The sequence below is a fragment of the Mycobacterium lacus genome (assembly GCF_010731535.1).
In the GTDB taxonomy this organism is placed as follows: domain Bacteria; phylum Actinomycetota; class Actinomycetes; order Mycobacteriales; family Mycobacteriaceae; genus Mycobacterium; species Mycobacterium lacus.
On record NZ_AP022581.1, the window covers coordinates 3,861,537 to 3,877,655 of the forward strand.

The 16,119-nt window shown below is 69.2% G+C and carries 15 protein-coding genes and 1 pseudogene; 5 read left to right on the forward strand and 11 right to left on the reverse strand.

The window, feature by feature from the left end:
* Positions 1-43 precede the first annotated feature (43 nt).
* Together G6N24_RS17800 and G6N24_RS17805 are read right to left on the reverse strand one after the other, a co-directional pair.
* The gene (locus G6N24_RS17800) at positions 44-1,408 is read right to left on the reverse strand and encodes an amino acid permease (RefSeq protein WP_085161700.1); all 1,365 of its coding nucleotides are present in this window, start codon (positions 1,406-1,408) and stop codon (positions 44-46) included.
* Between the two features lie 516 nt (positions 1,409-1,924).
* The gene (locus tag G6N24_RS17805) at positions 1,925-4,033 is read right to left on the reverse strand and encodes a PE family protein (RefSeq protein ID WP_163745552.1); all 2,109 of its coding nucleotides are present in this window, start codon (positions 4,031-4,033) and stop codon (positions 1,925-1,927) included.
* A 251-nt stretch (positions 4,034-4,284) separates the two neighbouring features.
* On the opposite strand from G6N24_RS17805, the gene G6N24_RS17810 reads away from it, so the two are divergent.
* From G6N24_RS17810 to G6N24_RS17820, 3 genes are all read left to right on the forward strand, one after another.
* Positions 4,285-5,154 carry an alpha/beta hydrolase gene (locus G6N24_RS17810; protein WP_085157199.1) on the forward strand — a complete coding sequence of 290 codons (870 nt, stop codon included), beginning with the start codon at positions 4,285-4,287 and terminating at the stop codon, positions 5,152-5,154.
* A gap of 259 nt (positions 5,155-5,413) precedes the next feature.
* Complete coding sequence (locus G6N24_RS25915) at positions 5,414-5,572, forward strand: hypothetical protein (RefSeq protein WP_372514549.1); 159 nt, start codon at positions 5,414-5,416, stop codon at positions 5,570-5,572.
* A 54-nt stretch (positions 5,573-5,626) separates the two neighbouring features.
* Positions 5,627-5,767 (forward strand): hypothetical protein, encoded by a 141-nt coding sequence (locus G6N24_RS17820; protein ID WP_163745368.1) that lies wholly within the window; start codon positions 5,627-5,629, stop codon positions 5,765-5,767.
* Between the two features lie 50 nt (positions 5,768-5,817).
* Here G6N24_RS17820 and G6N24_RS17825 read toward each other — a convergent pair whose 3' ends face one another.
* Together G6N24_RS17825 and G6N24_RS17830 are read right to left on the reverse strand one after the other, a co-directional pair.
* Positions 5,818-6,513, reverse strand: a complete 696-nt coding sequence (locus G6N24_RS17825; RefSeq protein WP_085157202.1) for an Rv0518 family GDSL lipase — start codon at positions 6,511-6,513, stop codon at positions 5,818-5,820.
* A gap of 82 nt (positions 6,514-6,595) precedes the next feature.
* Positions 6,596-7,828: an acyltransferase family protein gene (locus G6N24_RS17830; RefSeq protein WP_085157205.1), complete on the reverse strand. Its 1,233-nt coding sequence runs from the start codon at positions 7,826-7,828 to the stop codon at positions 6,596-6,598.
* 313 nt (positions 7,829-8,141) lie between these two features.
* On the opposite strand from G6N24_RS17830, the gene G6N24_RS17835 reads away from it, so the two are divergent.
* Positions 8,142-8,615, forward strand: coding sequence for an STAS domain-containing protein (locus G6N24_RS17835; protein WP_085157208.1), 474 nt, complete (start codon positions 8,142-8,144; stop codon positions 8,613-8,615).
* On the opposite strand, the gene G6N24_RS17840 is transcribed toward G6N24_RS17835, so the two are convergent.
* The 7 genes and pseudogenes from G6N24_RS17840 to G6N24_RS17875 form a co-directional block, all read right to left on the reverse strand.
* Complete coding sequence (locus G6N24_RS17840) at positions 8,599-8,865, reverse strand: hypothetical protein (protein WP_085157211.1); 267 nt, start codon at positions 8,863-8,865, stop codon at positions 8,599-8,601. The genes G6N24_RS17835 and G6N24_RS17840 overlap by 17 nt on opposite strands.
* Positions 8,862-9,410: a DUF3093 family protein gene (locus tag G6N24_RS17845; RefSeq protein ID WP_139822214.1), complete on the reverse strand. Its 549-nt coding sequence runs from the start codon at positions 9,408-9,410 to the stop codon at positions 8,862-8,864. The genes G6N24_RS17840 and G6N24_RS17845 overlap by 4 nt, the downstream gene beginning before the upstream one ends.
* A 12-nt stretch (positions 9,411-9,422) precedes the next feature.
* The gene (gene hemB / locus G6N24_RS17850) at positions 9,423-10,355 is read right to left on the reverse strand and encodes a porphobilinogen synthase (protein WP_372514548.1); all 933 of its coding nucleotides are present in this window, start codon (positions 10,353-10,355) and stop codon (positions 9,423-9,425) included.
* Positions 10,356-10,573: 218 nt separating this feature from the next.
* The gene (locus tag G6N24_RS17860) at positions 10,574-12,277 is read right to left on the reverse strand and encodes a bifunctional uroporphyrinogen-III C-methyltransferase/uroporphyrinogen-III synthase (RefSeq protein ID WP_085157217.1); all 1,704 of its coding nucleotides are present in this window, start codon (positions 12,275-12,277) and stop codon (positions 10,574-10,576) included.
* Positions 12,278-12,299: 22 nt separating this feature from the next.
* Positions 12,300-13,250 carry a hydroxymethylbilane synthase gene (hemC, locus tag G6N24_RS17865; RefSeq protein WP_085157220.1) on the reverse strand — a complete coding sequence of 317 codons (951 nt, stop codon included), beginning with the start codon at positions 13,248-13,250 and terminating at the stop codon, positions 12,300-12,302.
* A gap of 21 nt (positions 13,251-13,271) precedes the next feature.
* Complete coding sequence (locus G6N24_RS17870; protein ID WP_085157223.1) at positions 13,272-14,675, reverse strand: glutamyl-tRNA reductase; 1,404 nt, start codon at positions 14,673-14,675, stop codon at positions 13,272-13,274.
* A gap of 53 nt (positions 14,676-14,728) precedes the next feature.
* Positions 14,729-15,035 (reverse strand): annotated as a pseudogene (locus G6N24_RS17875) (glutaredoxin family protein).
* 137 nt (positions 15,036-15,172) lie between these two features.
* Here G6N24_RS17875 and G6N24_RS17880 point away from each other — a divergent pair.
* Positions 15,173-16,081 carry an HAD family hydrolase gene (locus tag G6N24_RS17880; protein WP_085157226.1) on the forward strand — a complete coding sequence of 303 codons (909 nt, stop codon included), beginning with the start codon at positions 15,173-15,175 and terminating at the stop codon, positions 16,079-16,081.
* The last annotated feature ends 38 nt before the right edge of the window (positions 16,082-16,119 follow it).

Here is a 16,119-nt window from a genome sequence, read left to right on the forward strand (position 1 = left end):
ATCACACGCGACAGGGGCCCGAGACCGGATGGCGCCGAAGAATTTAGCTGTGGCGCGCCCTCTTGCGCGTCGCCACCTTGGTGACGAAATAGAGCGCAACCACCACCACCCAGGACAGCAGGCTGAGCCAGAGCTGTGTGCGTGCCGCACGGTCGAACGCCATTTGCACCAGCACGGCGATGATTCCGGCAACGGTGAGTATCGACAGCACCGGGAAGAGCCACATCTTCACCCGCAGCCTTTCCGTGGGCGTGCGGCGGCGCAGCACGATCTGCGACAGGGCGATCAGCAAGTAGACGAACAAGATGACGGCGCCGGACGAGTTGAGCAGGAAGAGAAACACTGTGCCGGGCGCGATCCGCGCCATGATCACGCAGCCGAAGCCCGCCAGCGACGAGCACAGGATGGCGACGGAGGGGACCCCACGCCGGTCGACCCTGACCAGCCGCGCAAGCGCCTCCCGGCGGCCGGCGAGCACGAACAGCATTCGCGACGCCGTGTACAGGCCCGAGTTCAGGCACGACAACACCGCGGTGAGAACCACCGCGTTCATGATCTGATCCGCGCCGCGCAGACCCATGTGCTTGAGCGCGGCGACGTACGGCGACGCGCCGGGTTCCACCGAATTCCACGGCAGGACCACCGCAAGCAGAAAGACCGAACCGACAAAGAAGATCACGATGCGCGCGACGACCGAGTTGGTCGCTCGCTGGATCGCGCGCTCGGGTTCGCGGCTCTCGGCGGCGGCAATGGTGACGACCTCGGCACCGACCATGGAGAAGATCGCCACCACGATGGCGGCGACGACGGCGCCGACGCCCTTGGGGAAGAAGCCGCCGTGTGAGGTCAGGTTGGAAAAGTCCATGCCGTGGCCCGGCAGCAATCCGAGGGCGAAGGCCGCGCCGACGCCCAGGAATATCAGGATGGTCGCGACTTTGATTCCGGCGAACCAGAATTCGAACTCGCCGAAGGATGTCACCGAGAACAAGTTGGTCGCCGTCATCAGCACCATCAGGCACAGCGACAAGAGCCACAGCGGCGCATGAACCCAGTAACCGAGGACTTTTCCGCCGGCGACCGCCTCGAAACCGACCACGATCACCCAGAAGTACCAATACAGCCAGCCAACGGAAAAGCCCGCCCAACCACCCAGCGCCCTAGCCGCGTACTCGGCGAATGATCCGGTCGACGGGTTCGCGGTGGCCATCTCGCCCAGCATGCGCATGACGAGAACGATCAGCAGGCCACAGACCACGTAGGTCAGGAACGCGGCGGGCCCGGTCTCGTGGATCACCACGCCAGAACCGACGAACAATCCGGCGCCGATGACCCCGCCGATGGCGATCATGTTGAGCTGCCGCTGCGATAGTCCTTGGCGCAGCTGCGAAGCGCTCCCAGAGCTAGCCATCTCTGGCCATACTGTCGGTCCTCCCGGCGTGCCCCGGCCACGAAGTGGTGTTCATTAACCACAACACATCCGTGGGCGGGGCACCAGCCCGCGGCGCTCCGGCGGGCCGACGCGCGCCGGTCAGTCCAGGCGGGTAGCTACGCACCCCGTAGTCTTCCGGCAGCGGCTCGAGAACACCGAGCTGAGCATCAGCAGCTGCACCCGCTCCATGATCGCGTCGCGACGTTCGGAATCGACATCGTCGATGGCATCGAACGTCTCGCGTCGAAGCGGGACTGAGAGGTGGTGCCACCCAGGTAGTCCACGCGCCACCCGCTGCCCCGAGCACGCGCTCGAAGATGTCGGCCGGGATGCCCGCCCACTGGATGCCATTGACGTTGTGAAGCTGAACAAGAACATGTACAACCGGCGCAGAGCTTGGGGTCGGGAGTCACCCGCGGTCAGTCGCTGGTGGTAGGAGGCATCGCCAAGGTCGTCAAGGCGAATCTGCAGAACAAACCGGCGCCGGCCCGCAGGTTACGACAACCCGTTCATCCCGTTCTCGCCGAGCAGCTGCCCACGGGTGCCGCCGGTGCCGGCGGTGCCCGTGGTCGCGCCCACCCCGCCGTTGCCCCCGTTACCGCCGTTGCCGATCAGCACCGCGTCGCCGCCGTCGCCGCCGTCGCCACCGGCGCCCGTCCCGCCGCCGCCGCCGGCACCTCCGTCACCGCCGTTGCCGATCAGCGCGGCCTTGCCGCCGGCACCTCCGGCACCCCCACCGATCGAGCCAGTGCCGCCAACACCGCCATCACCGCCGGTCCCGAAGAGCATCCCGGCGCTGCCGCCGGCACCGCCAGCACCTCCGTCACCGCCGGTGCTAGTGCCACCGGCACCGCCAGCACCGCCATCACCGAACAGCCCGCCGCCGTTACCGCCGGCACCGCCCGCGCCCGCAACGTTAGCGCCGACGTTACCCCCACCGGCACCGCCGGCTCCACCGGCTCCCAACAGCCCGCCGGCGTTGCCGCCGGCACCGCCGGTCCCGCCGGCACCGCCAGCGCCGAAACCGCCGGTGCCCCCGGCACCACCGTTGCCGATCAGCCCGCCGGTGCCGCCGGCACCGCCCGCTCCCCCGTCGCCGTTGAACGCACCGAAACCGCCGGTGCCCCCGGCACCCCCCGCACCGAATAGCATCCCGGCATTGCCGCCGGCCCCGCCGGTACCCCCGGCCCCGAGGTTGGTGCCGGTCCCACCGGTGCCGCCGGCCCCGCCGGCACCGATCAGCCGCGCGTTCCCGCCGGCCCCGCCGGCACCACCGTTCGTGGTTGCTGCACCACCGTCGCCACCGGCACCACCGGCACCGAACAGCATGCCGCCAAGTCCCCCGGCCCCCCCGGCGCCCCCGGTGGTGATGCCACGCCCGCCTGCGCCACCGTCACCGCCGGCGCCGAACAGCCCGCCGGTCCCACCAACACCGCCTGCCCCGCCAATACCTGCGTTCGACAGGCCGGTCCCGCCGGTGCCACCGGACCCACCTGGGCCGAACAGCCCGCCAGCCCCACCGGCCCCGCCGGCGCCCCCGTTGGTGGCGCCGGCACCACCGTCACCGCCGGCCCCGCCGGCACCGAACAGCCCGCCGGCCCCGCCAGCACCGAACACCCCGCCGGCGCCGCCGGTACCGCCGGTTCCCCCCGTTCCCCCCAAGCCGAGGCTGATGCCACCGACCCCACCATCACCGCCGGCACCGATCAGCCGCGCGTTCCCGCCGGCCCCGCCGGCGCCGCCGTTGTTGGTACCGGCGCCGCCGACACCGCCTGCACCGCCATCGCCGAACAGCATGCCTGCCGTGCCGCCAGCACCACCTGCACCGCCGTCGGTGGTGCCCGCCCCGCCGGCCCCGCCCATCCCGCCGCTGCCGAACAGCCCGCCGCTGCCGCCGTTACCGCCAGCACCCCCAACGGAGCCACCGACTCCGCCGGCCCCGCCGATCCCTCCAGCGCCGAATAGCCCGCCAGCACCACCAGCACCGCCAGCGCCCCCGGCGGTGACGCTGGTCCCGCCGGCCCCACCGGCCCCGCCGGCGCCGACTAGCAGCCCGCCCGCACCCCCGGCACCCCCGACGGTGGTTCCGGTCCCGCCGGCTCCGCCGGCTCCGCCGAGGCCGAACAGCCCGGCGGCCCCGCCCTTACCGCCGTTTTGGCCGGGCCCGCCGGACCCGCCGGCTCCGCCGTTGCCGATCAGTATGCCGCCGGGCGCGCCGTTGGCCCCGGTCCCTGGCGCCCCATTGGCGCCGTTGCCGATCAGCGGGCGGCCCAACAACGCCTGGGTAGGCGCATTGATCGCATTGAGCAGATTCTGCTGCGCGTTGGCGGCCTCGGCGCTGGCATACGAGGCCCCGCCCGTGGTCAGAGCCCCCACGAACTGGTCGTGGAACGCCGCCGCTTGTGCGCTGAGCGCCCGGTAACTCTGGGCGTGCTGACTGAACAGCGCCGCAATCTGAGCCGACACCTCATCGGCGGCGGCGGGCAACACTCCAGTCGTCGCGGCTGCCGCGGCCGCGTTGGCCGCGCCAAGTGCCGACCCGATACCCGCCAAATCCGTCGCCGCCGCCATCAGCATCTCCGGCGCCGTGAACACAAACGACATTCCGCACCTCCCGCGCCCTAGCGACGACCGGTAATCGCGCGGTCACCTTCGACACCCACTCGGCGGGGCAAATGATATCGAGTTGCGCTATTAGCTGTCCCGGGTTTGCCGAATGCCGTTGCCGATCAACGGATCACCCGGACGGTCAACGCACGCACAACCTGAGCGACTTTCCAGCCACCCCAACTCTCGTCACGATTGCCTACCGATACGGCGTGGCTCGGCCGGAAAAAGCCTCTCGGCGCGGCATTATGACGCTCGTGCCTGAGCTGACCCGCCGTGCGGTGCTGCGTATGGGCGCCGGCGTCGGCGCTGCAGCCGCCGGCGTGTGGGCTTTGAGCGCTGTGTTCGATCCGCTCGAACCCCAGGCGGCGCCGCCGCTTGCTCCCGCCCCGTTCGAGCCGCCGACCGCGGGCAGCGGCTTGCCGACCAAGCTGTCCGGCTCGTTCATTTCGGCGGCTCGCGGCGGCGTCAAGACGAACTGGGTGATCGCCATGCCGCCCGGCCAGACCGGCTTGCTGCGTCCCGTGATCGCCCTACACGGCAAGGACGGCAACGCGGGCATGATGCTCGACCTCGGTGTCGCGGACGGGCTGGCCCAGCTGGTCAAGGCGGGCAAGCCGCCGTTCGCGGTGGTCGGCGTGGACGGCGGCAATACCTACTGGCACAAGAGGGCTGCGGGCGGGGACTCCGGGGCGATGGTGCTCGAAGAGCTGTTGCCGATGCTGGCATCGATGGGCATGGACACCTCCCGGGTGGGCTTCCTGGGCTGGTCGATGGGGGGGTACGGCGCGCTGCTGCTGGGCGCGCGGCTGGGCCCAGCCCGGACGGCGGGGATCTGCGCGATCAGCCCGGCGTTGTACACATCGTTCACTGGCAGCGCGCCCGGGGCGTTCGACAGCTACGACGACTGGGTGCAGCACAGCGTGGTGGGCCTGCCGGCACTGAATCAGATTCCCCTTCGCGTGGATTGCGGCACTAGCGATCGCTTCTATTTCGCCACCCGTCAGTTCGTCAACCAACTGAAAAAGCCACCGGCAGGCGGCTTCTCGGACGGCGGACACGACACGGACTATTGGCGCGAGCAGCTGCCCGGCGAGCTGGCCTGGATGGCGTCCTAGACGAGGCGATGACAGTCCGGCAGCAAGCCACCACCGGCTCTGCCCCCGCAGGGGAGCGGCGAATGCGGCGCGTTGGGCTCGGTTGCGTCGATCGGCGGCGGCCAGCCTCGCGGTGGGCGGCGCGGCCACCGCGGTGGCCCTGCCAAGGCGCCGGTATTCGTCAACGGCTGCAGGCGTTCCGGGCATGACGCGGGCCAAAGCGAGTGTGCGACGGGCGACGCCGCCTCAACGACGACGGTGGCGCTGATCGGCGACTCGCATGCGGCCATGTGGGACCGGCCATGCAGCGCCTATCTGCCCGGTGATCGTCGGCAACACCCTAGTGTTCCGCGACGACCACCACGTGACGACCGAGTACGCGCAGCTGCTGGCACCCGTTATCGGCGCGCTGGCCGATCGCACCCTGGCGGAGCGGTAGTTCCGGTGAGTTTCTTGGCGAATGAACCTCGCGGCGACGACGAACGTGGTACCAATGAAAGAGTTCTGGAGGTTTGAGATGTCGGCGCTGCTGCTGGTCTTCATTTCGGCGGTAATGCCAGTCGTCGGGGTTGGCCTGCTGCAGCTGCAAGCGCGCCTTGAGCGTTGGGACTACGAGCGGCACGCCGAGGACTGAACCGCTACCCGCGCCCACACTAAACACCTTGTGCGGCTGGCGCTTTGGCCCTAGTCACTCAACTGCGTACGAATCAGCGGCGTGATCTTGTCCGCCAGGTACTCATGCCCTGCGTCGTTGGGGTGCACGCCATCCGCGCCGATCAGGTCGGGCCTGTCGACGAACCAGCGTTCGGCGATCGGGTCGACGAAGGCTGCCCCCGCGCCCCCGGCCGCGGCGCCCAGCACGTCGCGAATCTGCAGCATCCAGTCGGGTACGTCGGCGTTTGGCCACGGCGGTCCGATCACCAGCAACCGCGCGGACGGCGCCAGGCGGCGCGCCAGATCGAAGGTATCGCGGGCCCTTTCGGCTAGCAGCTCGGGATCAGCCCGCTGGTCGTTGCGGGAGCCGAAGAACACCACCAGCACGTCGTCAGACTTGACCGCCCTGGCGGTCAGATCCGCGAAGACGCTGCCGTGGTCGCCGGGCGCGCCGTAGCCCGCTCTGCCCTCGGCCGCCACATCGGCGGCGATCCGCACGCCCCGCTCGGTGAGCGTCTGCCAGGCCACGGCGGTCCAAGATTTCGGGCCCAGGCCACCCAAATCGGTGCCGGTGGTGTAGGAGTCGCCGATCACTGCGAGCTGGTTCAGCCGAAAATCCTTGGTCAGTGTGTCGTAGACCCGCACCCGTGCTGGGTGTGCCGGGTGCGGCAAGACCACGTCGACCAGCAGAGCGAGACCAATGACGAGCGTGGCCAGACGACTCACCGCTACCTCCGCATCCAAATCAACGGAATCGTACGAGGAAACTGAGGCGAGTCGCCGTCAACGCGCTCACGTCCCGCGAGCGTCACACCGCGCGGACCGACACCGCTTCCAGCGCACCGTCGATCTGATGAAGCTTGGCGCCCACCGAGCCATCGGGCTCGAGGCTCGCGTTCACTGTCCCAATGTCGACCATCCTGCGCATCCAACGGCGGGCGGGCACCTCGACGCCGTGATACAACACGACCGAAGCGCCCACGGCGATCGCGAGCAGCCCGACGACGTTCCATTTCCACGGGTTGTCCTGCGGCGTGAGCTCGAATTGTGCCACGGCCCATCCCCAGGCGGTGTGCACCAGTTCATGCACCATGTAGAGGCAAAACGAGATTTCCCCGCCGTAAACCATCGGTCGCGTCGACAGCAGCGAAGGCAGGCTCCCCACGCCGACCGCCAGCGTTATCACCAACGGAACGAACAGGACGTCGACCACCCCGCCGCTGTCCACCACTCCGGTGATCGGATGCGCGTCGAACAGGTAGAGGATTCCCACGATGGCGGCGATCAGGAGTGCGGAACAGTACCCGGCGACGCGCCGAGCGCGATCGGTCAGCCGCAACCTTCGCACCGCGGCAGCGGCCAGCGCGCCCGCGACGAACTGCGTCACAATTCGCGGCAGCCAGCTCCACGGGGTGTAGAACTGGCCGCTGGCCAACAACAGCACAACCGGCGGCATAGACGCCGCGATGGCCAGCCAGATCAGGCTCCGCGCCCTCGTGGCGTGCATCATCCGGAAAATCACCAGCACGACCAGGCCGAACAGCAGGTAGGCCAGCCATTCCGCGCTGATCGACCAGGCCGGCCCATCCCAACTGGACCCGTCGAAATACGGCTGAAACCACAACTGCACCAGCAGGACCTGGCGTACATAGCTGGTCGCGGTGAGCTGACTCGCTTCGGGCAGCGGCACATGGCCGACGTGGAGGGTGAGGATCACCAACACGGCGGCGAGATGGAGTGTGACCAGGTACACCGGCCACACCCTGGCCAGCCGCAGCCACAGGAATTGCAGGGTGGCGCGCGCCGACCACGAGCGGCCCATGCGGTCGAGGTAGTTCCAGGTCAGCACGAACCCACTGAGGATGAAGAACAAGTCGACCCCCTGCGCGCCGCAGTTCAGCACCGGCGCGAGGGCATCGCGGAAATCGGGCGACGCATCCTCCAGCATCGGCCGGAAGTGAAACAGCACGACCCAGACCGCGGCGACGATACGGAGTCCGGTCAAGGCTTTGATCTCACCCTTGATTTCTCCGCTGCGCATTGTGCTCTTCCCGGGCTCTGCCCGTCTCGACCCTGCTGTTTGGTGATCTGATGGCCCGCTGGCCTTGCTGACCGGGCGATCTGGCCGTCTCACAAGCCCCCGACGGGCAACCGGCAGCCATCGCAGCCTAACAGCGCGATCGCCCCGAGGGGCGTGCGGGCTGGGAGCGGCTCGCCGCCTGCACCCCGAAAGTCGGTTCTTAGCAAAGAGTTAGATCCAGCTGCCGATCTCCTTAGATCTTGCTGTCAACGTTGGGGACAGGTTTCTCGGCGTCGTGTCGGCTCCCGCAACGCCATGGGGATTGGGGCTGCTTATGACTATCACCACACCGGCTTCGAACGTCACTGGTCGCACTGATCGCCAGGCAAACGGCACCGTTGACTGCTGCGGCGCCCAGATTCGGGCCCAGTGTCGTCACCTGGCGACGGTGGTGACCATCCGAGGGGAAATCGACGTCGTCAACGTGGATCCGGTCAGCGAATACATCCGGCGTTTCATCCTGGGACACAACCCGGTGGTGCTCGACGTCAGCGAAGTGAGTTACTTTGCCGCAGCTGGTATCTCACTCCTGCACACGCTCGATGACGACTGCCGCGCCGTCGGGGTGGAGTGGATATTGGTCGCGAGCCCGGCGGTCGTCGAGCTACTGGGTGCCGACGAGGACCAGGACGACAACGGTGCCATGTTTCCGATTGCACGCTCGGTGCACGAGGCGCTGCGCAACCTGGCCGACGCCATCGTGCGCCGCCGCCAGCTCGTGCTGCCGCTCGTCAAGAAGACGGCTTAGGGCGCGCGCTGCGCCACACGCGGAGCAGCCGGGCCGCCGCCACCACCACCAACACCCCGGCCAACATCGCCAACAACAGCGTCAACAACAGCGCCTGCGGGTGATAGACCACCGAAAAGGTGACCGGCTGCCCGTCGGCGACGGGCCCGACCGTCACCATGGAACGCGTTTGCGCCCAGCACACCGCGGCGCCCACCAGCGCGGCGCACGCCACGACGAGTTCGACCAGAGCTCGGTAGCGCGCCGTCACCGCGGTGACCCGGTGTAGTCGTCACCGTCGGGGTCGGCCAAGTCGGACGACGCGGGCTTGACCCGCTCCTGGACCAGCGGAGTCAGCGCTGCCCGAAGGTGACGATGGCGACGCGCCCACGCCTGCGCGGTGCGGCCCCCGGTGAGCTTCAGGCCGATGCCGACCCGGCCGCGCGGGACCCCGACGAGTTCGCCGAGCGTCCGCGCCGTCTGCCACTTCTGAAGCGGCTTACCGGAGTCCACCGAATTCTCCGCCTCCGGATAGACCTTGACGATTTCGGCGACCGGGATCGTTTCGGTGCCCTGGCGCAACGCGTCCTTGGTCAGCTCGACCGAGGTGTGGATGCGCGCCGCCTTCACCTGCAATGCCACGAACAGCGACACCATCACCAGGAAGAGCGCCGGAACGACCAGCCCAACACCGGCGCCGCTGGACATTTCGATCAGAATCATCGACGCCGCCGCCGCGGGCCCCGCGAGCACCCAATACCAGGTGGCGCCGGGTTCGTAGAACAACGGCCTGGGTTTGCTATCCCCTGGCGTCACGCGACCCCTCCGTCACGAAAGCCATCCCGCCGCATCGGCGGCCCAGTAGGTGAGCACGATGCCAGCCCCAGCGCGCCGGATGCTGGTCAGTGACTCCAGTGCCGCCGCCCGCTCATCGATCCAGTTGTTCGCGGCCGCAGCACAAATCATCGCGTACTCCCCCGAAACCTGATAGGCCGCCACCGGCACCGGCGAGATGTCCGCCGCGGCCGCGACCACGTCCAGGTAACCCATCGCGGGCTTGACCATGATGATGTCGGCGCCCTCGGCGAGGTCCAGCTCGATCTCGCGCAGCGCCTCCCGCATGTTGCCGGTTTCCTGCTGGTACGTCCGCCGGTCGCCGGACAGGCTGGAGCCGACGGCCTCACGGAACGGGCCGTAGAACGCCGAGGCAAATTTCGCGGCGTAAGCCAGGATTACCACGTCGATGTGGCCGGCGGAATCCAGGCCGTCGCGGATCGCGCCGACCTGACCGTCCATCATTCCGCTCGGCGCCACCACGTGTGCGCCGGATTCCGCTTGCGCCACAGCCAGTTCCACATAAGCGGCCACGGTGGCGTCGTTATCGACTCGGCCCCGGTCGTCGAGGACGCCGCAGTGGCCATGGTCGGTGAACTCGTCCAGGCAGGTGTCCGCCATCAACACCGTGGCGTCGCCGAGGTCCTTGGCCAGGTCGCGAAGGGCGACGTTGAGGATGCCGTCGGGGTTGGCGCCGGCCGAGCCGGACGCGTCCTTGTCCTCCTCGCGGGGCACACCGAACAGCATCAGCCCGCCCACCCCGGCGGCGACGGCGTCGGCGGCGGCGGCACGCAGCGAATCGCGGGTGTGCTGCATCACGCCCGGCATGGAGGCAATCGGCCGCGGCTCGTCGATACCGTCGGCGACGAACATCGGCAGCACCAAATGCCTTGGCTCCAGCGAGGTCTGCGCCACCAAGCGGCGCATCGCGGGGGTCGACCGGAGCCGGCGCGGTCGCTGCCGCGGGTAGGCCACGGGACCCAACTGGTGGCGACCCGCGGCGCCCGGCTCCGCCGCGCTTGCGATCGCCACGGGACCCAACTGGTGGCGACCCGCGGCGCCCGGCTCCGCCGCGCTTGCGATCGCCACGGGACCCAACTGGTGGCGACCCGCGGCGCCCGGCTCCGCCGCGCTTGCGATCGCCACTAACGCCTGCGGCTCTTCTTGCGCGGCGGTGGCAGCGCCCCCTCTGCGCGCAGCCGCGCGGCGTGTTCGGCCAGCGCATCGACCAGCGGACCCACCGCGGCGGTATCGGGCTGGACATCCACCCGCAAGCCGAACTCGGCGGCGGTCTCTGCGGTCTTCGGACCGATGCAGGCGATGATCGTCCGCGCGTGCGGCTTGCCCGCGATGCCGACCAGGTTTCGCACCGTCGAGCTCGAGGTGAAGCACACCGCGTCGAACCCACCCGTCTTGATCATTTCGCGGGTAGTCGCCGGCGGCGGGGCAGCCCTCACGGTCCGGTAGGCGGTGACGTCCTCGATCTCCCAGCCCCGCTCGCGCAGTCCTTCGGCGAGCGTTTCGGTGGCGATGTCCGCGCGCGGCAACAGCACCCGGTTCACCGGGTCGAAAACGCTGTCATAGGGCGGGAAGTCGTCCAGCAGACCGATCGAGGACTGCTCCCCGGATGGCACCAACTCGGGGCTGATCCCGAAGGCACGGACCCGGTCCGCGGTCGACTCGCCGACGCAGGCGATCTTCACCCCGGAGAAGGCGCGCGCGTCCAGGCCGAACTCACCGAACTTCTCCCACACCGCACGGACCGCATTGGTCGAGGTGAACACCACCCACTGGAACCGGCCGTCGACCAGACCCTTGACGGCGCGCTCCATTTGGGCGGGGCTGCGCGGCGGCTCGACGGCGATGGTCGGCACCTCGATCGGCAGGGCGCCGTAGGACGTCAGCCGCTCGCTCATCTCGCCGGCCTGGTCCTTGGTGCGCGGCACCAAGACGGTCCAGCCGTACAGGGCCCGGCTCTCCCACCAATTCAGCTTCGCCCGGCTGGCCACCGTCTTGCCGATGGTCACCACCAGCGGGCCGGTCAACGGAACGCCGCCGCTTGCCGGCGACGGCCCCGCGTCGGTGATCCCCAGGACGGCCGGGTCGGTCAGTCCCTGCAGGGTGGTCTCGACCGAACGCTGCTGACAGGTAGTGCCGTGCGCGGTCACCACGCACGGGGTGGACTCGGCCAATTCGTGGTCGATCAGGGTCCGTGCCGCGTGGGCCAGATGCGACGCGGTGGCCTGCAGGATCAGCGGCCCGGGTGCGGCGGCCAGCGCTTCCCAGTCTGTGTTGTCGGGGTCGAGGCGGACGTCGGCAACCGTGTGCGACGAGCCCAGCGGCAGCCCGGCATAGGTCGGAACCGCGGTGGTCGCAGCCAGGCCCGGAACGATCTCGATGTGCAGGTGGGTGCGTGCGACGGCGTTCACCTCGGTGATGACGGCGTCGACCGTCAGCGGATCACCCGCCACCAGCCGCACCACGTCGCTACCCGTCCGGGCCTCGGCGGTCAGCGTCTTGGCGACCTCGGCGGGGTCACCCACCGCTGGACGGATGTCGGGGGCCCCGGACATCACCGCCATCACCGCCGGGGCGGTGCCTTGGTCTCCGTCGGGGCCGGCAGCGTGGGCGTTTCCGGGGGCCGGTTCGGCGGGCGCCGGTCCGGAGACCGGTGGCAGATCCTTGCCGATCAGGGCTAGCACTGGCTGGGGTACGTCGGGGTCGGTGAACACCAGGGTCGCGTTCGCCAGCACCGTGGCGGCCCGAGTCGTCAGCAATCCCGGGTCGCCCGGACCGGCGCCCACGAACGTGATGCGGCCCGGTCGCGGCTTGCGCCCTCGCGTCGTCATTGTCGCTCCCACGTAATTCTTCTCATTCAACTTCCTCGCGCGGGTCCCGCCGCGCTCCGCACATCAGCTCCCGGGCGCCCAGCTCGAACAGCTCCGCAGCGACCGATAGCCCAAGCTCCCGTGCCCGACCGCAGGTGCCGACGCCGGACGCGCGGATCACGTCGGATCCGTCCGGCGCCGCCACGCAGCCACGCAGCGAAAGCTCTTCGAGGAGGCGGCCGTCCTCATCGATGGACTCGACCACTTCCGCGAGCGCGCCCACCGGTGCGGAGCAACCGGCCTCCAGTTCGGCCAGCAGGGCTCGCTCCGCGGTGACCGCCGCGCGTGTGTCGGCGTCGTCCAGCTCCGCCAGCACTGCCGCCAGCCGGCTGTCACCGGCGCGGCATTCGACCGCGAGGGCGCCTTGAGCCGGCGCCGGCAACATCTGCACCGGCTCAAGCGTCTCGGTGACATCATCGAGGTGGCCCAGCCGAGCCAGTCCAGCCCGAGCTACCACGATGGCGTCAAGATCACCACTACTTACCCTGTTCAACCTGGTATCTAGGTTGCCTCTAAGGGGGCGGATTTCCAAACCGAGACCCAATGCTCTAAGCTGTGCGGCCCGTCGCGGGGAGGACGTGCCCACCAGCGATCCGGCCGGCAATTCCGCCAACACCAACCCGTCGCGCGCCACCACCGCGTCGCGGGGGTCGTTTCGTGGAGGTATCGCGGCCACCGTGAACCTCGGGTCATCCGCGGTCGGCAAGTCCTTGTGGGAATGCACCGCCGCGTCCACGCGGCCATCTTCGATGGCCTCGCGCAGCGCCGTGGTGAAGGCGCCGACCCCGAGATCGGCAATCGGCGCCGAGGACCGGTCGCCCGCGGTGGTGATGGTCACCAACTCCGCGGGGTGGCCGTGGGCGATCAGGGCGTCCCTGACGGTCGCGGCCTGGGTGGTGGCCAGCAGGCTGCCCCGAGTGCCAATCCGGATCACGTGGGCCAATCGGCTACTCGGCTACTCGGCGGATCGCTTTGGGCTGGCCGCGCGGTGTGCGTGCATGCCACCATCGAATCCGCTTGATACCACCGGCAATTCACCCGCGGTGGCGACGGCATCGACCGCGGTCTGGTCTAGTTCGAAGAGTTCGCGCAGCGCCTCGGCGTAGCTGTCACCGCCGGGGGCGCTCGCGAGCTGCTTGATCCGCACGGTGGGCGCGTGCAGCAGCTTGTCCACCACCCGCCGCACGGTGCGGGCCACCTCCTCGCGCTGGGCGCTGTGCAGGCCCGGCAGCCGGTTGTCCAGGCGCAGCAACTCCGCTTCGACCACCTCCGCGGCTCGTTGGCGTAGCGCAGTCACGGTGGGGGTGACCTCGGCCATCCGCTGTCCCACCAGATAGGCGGCAACCTCGGCCGCGACGATGTGGCGGGCGGCGTCGACGTCGGCGGCCGCGGCATGGGCCGACGGTTCATGTTGCACGCGGTCCACATCGACGACCCAGACGCCGGGCAGTCCGGCCACCGCCGGATCGATGTCACGGGGCATGCCCAGGTCGCACATCACCAGCGGATGGGTAGCTTCTTGGACCCCACTGCGCTGTGCCGCGGCAAGCGCATGATGCACGTCGGCCAGCGACACCACGGGGCTCACCGCCCCGGTGCAGCTGACCACCACGTCGGCATCGGCCAACGCGTCGGCCAGGCGATCCAGTGTGTGCGCGTCGGCCTGCACGCCCGATTCGCGGATCTTGCGGGCCAGCCGCTGCCCCCGGGGAGACGACCGGTTGAGGACGTGGACGTGCGCGACCCCGGCGCGGGTCAGCTGCGCTGCCGACAATGCGCCCATCGCCCCGGCGCCGATCACCACCGCTGTCTTGTCGGCCAGCGTGCCAAGTTTGCGTTCGGCCATTTGCAGGGCGACGGACACCACCGACGAGCCGGCGGCGTCGATGGCCGTCTCGGAGTGCACCCGCTTGCCGACCGACAGCGCCCGCTGGGCCAGTTCGTGCAGCACCCTGCCTACGGTGCGGTTGGCCTCGGCAGCCGCATAGGCGCGGCGCACCTGACCAAGCACCTGCTGCTCACCGACGACCGCCGAATCCAGCCCGCTGGCAACCGCGAACAGATGCTCGACGGCGGCTTCGCTGTAGCGCACGTACGCGTGTTTGGTCAGTTCGCCCATCGACATGCGGGAGTGCTCGGACAGCACCTGCCCGATTACCGCCAGCCCGCCGTGGAACGCGTCCACCACGGCGTAAACCTCGACCCGGTTGCACGTCGAGAGCACCATCGCCTCGGTGACCAGCGGCGACTGCAAAATCCGATCGACGACCTTGACTTGATCGGACTCAGGGAGGCTGAGTTGTTCCAGGACGGAGACCGGCGCACTACGGTGCGAAACCCCGAAGAGCAGGATGCTCACGGCAGCATCACCTTGGCGCGCTCCCTTGCCTTACTCAGTTAGTGAACTGGTGTCTACGGTAGACGTTTGTCAGGTGAGCTACCAACTATGGGTTCGGGCCAGGTCCGCGCGCAGACGGGGCTCATCGATCTCCCAATAACTGTGCTCGCGGCCGTCCAGCAGGATTACCGGCAGACGATCGCCGAACTCGGCCCGCAGCGCGGTGTTGCCCGCAGATGCGGCGGCGTCGACGTCGGTCGTTGACAGATCGAAGCCCAGCTCTTGAGCCAGTTCGGCTAACCGGGCATGCACCCGCTGGCAGATCGCGCACCCGTCGCGGGTCAGCAGCTGCACCTGGGGTCGGCCGGCGGGCTCGGTCATGGCGACCAGTGTGTCATTTCCCAGGCCCAGGCGGGTCAACCTGCTCGATACGTTTGCCGGATAGGGTTGATACTGGCCACAGCAACAAAGAAAAAGAATCGGCCACCGGGCGGGCCCAGCGATCTAGGAGGTTTCCGATGGCTTCCCCTGACCCGGGCGGCGCGGGCCACACCGGTCGCGTCGACCCGGAGTCGCTGGCCGGCGATGCCAGCGCCGAACGCGCGCTTGACGGCATGCACGCCGCCGCCCCCGAGCAAGGTCGCCCGCAACCGCCCATCGACCTGACCGCCGCCGCCTTTTTCGACGTGGACAACACGCTGGTGCAAGGCTCGTCGGCAGTGCACTTCGGCCGAGGGCTGGCCGCTCGCGACTACTTCACCTATCGCGATGTCCTCGGATTCATCTACGCGCAGGCCAAGTTCCAGCTGCTCGGCAAGGAGAACAGCGACGACGTCGCCGCCGGCCGGCGCAAGGCGCTGGCGTTCATCGAGGGTCGCTCCGTCGAGCAGCTGGTGGCCCTCGGCGAGGAGATTTACGACGAGTTCATCGCCGACAAGATCTGGGCCGGCACCCGAGAACTCACGCAGATGCACCTCGATGCCGGGCAACAAGTGTGGCTGATCACCGCTACGCCGTACGAGCTGGCGGCGACGATCGCGCGCCGGCTCGGCCTGACCGGCGCCCTGGGCACCGTCGCCGAGTCGGTCGACGGGGTCTTCACCGGCAGATTGGTCGGTGAGATCCTGCACGGCACCGGCAAGGCCCACGCAGTCCGGTCGCTGGCGATCCGGGAGGGGCTCAACCTCAAACGCTGCACCGCCTATTCCGACAGCTACAACGACGTACCGATGCTGTCGCTGGTCGGCACCGCCGTCGCCATCAACCCAGACGCCCGCCTGCGCAGCCTGGCCCGCGAACGCGGATGGGAGATCCGCGACTTCCGAACCGCGCGCAAGGCCGCCCGGATCGGGGTCCCGTCGGCCCTGGCACTGGGCGCGGCCGGCGGCGCGCTGGCGGCTTTGGCCTCACGTCGGCAATCACACTGATAAGCTGCGCCGTTAGCCCGGCGACGATGCGGCCGGAA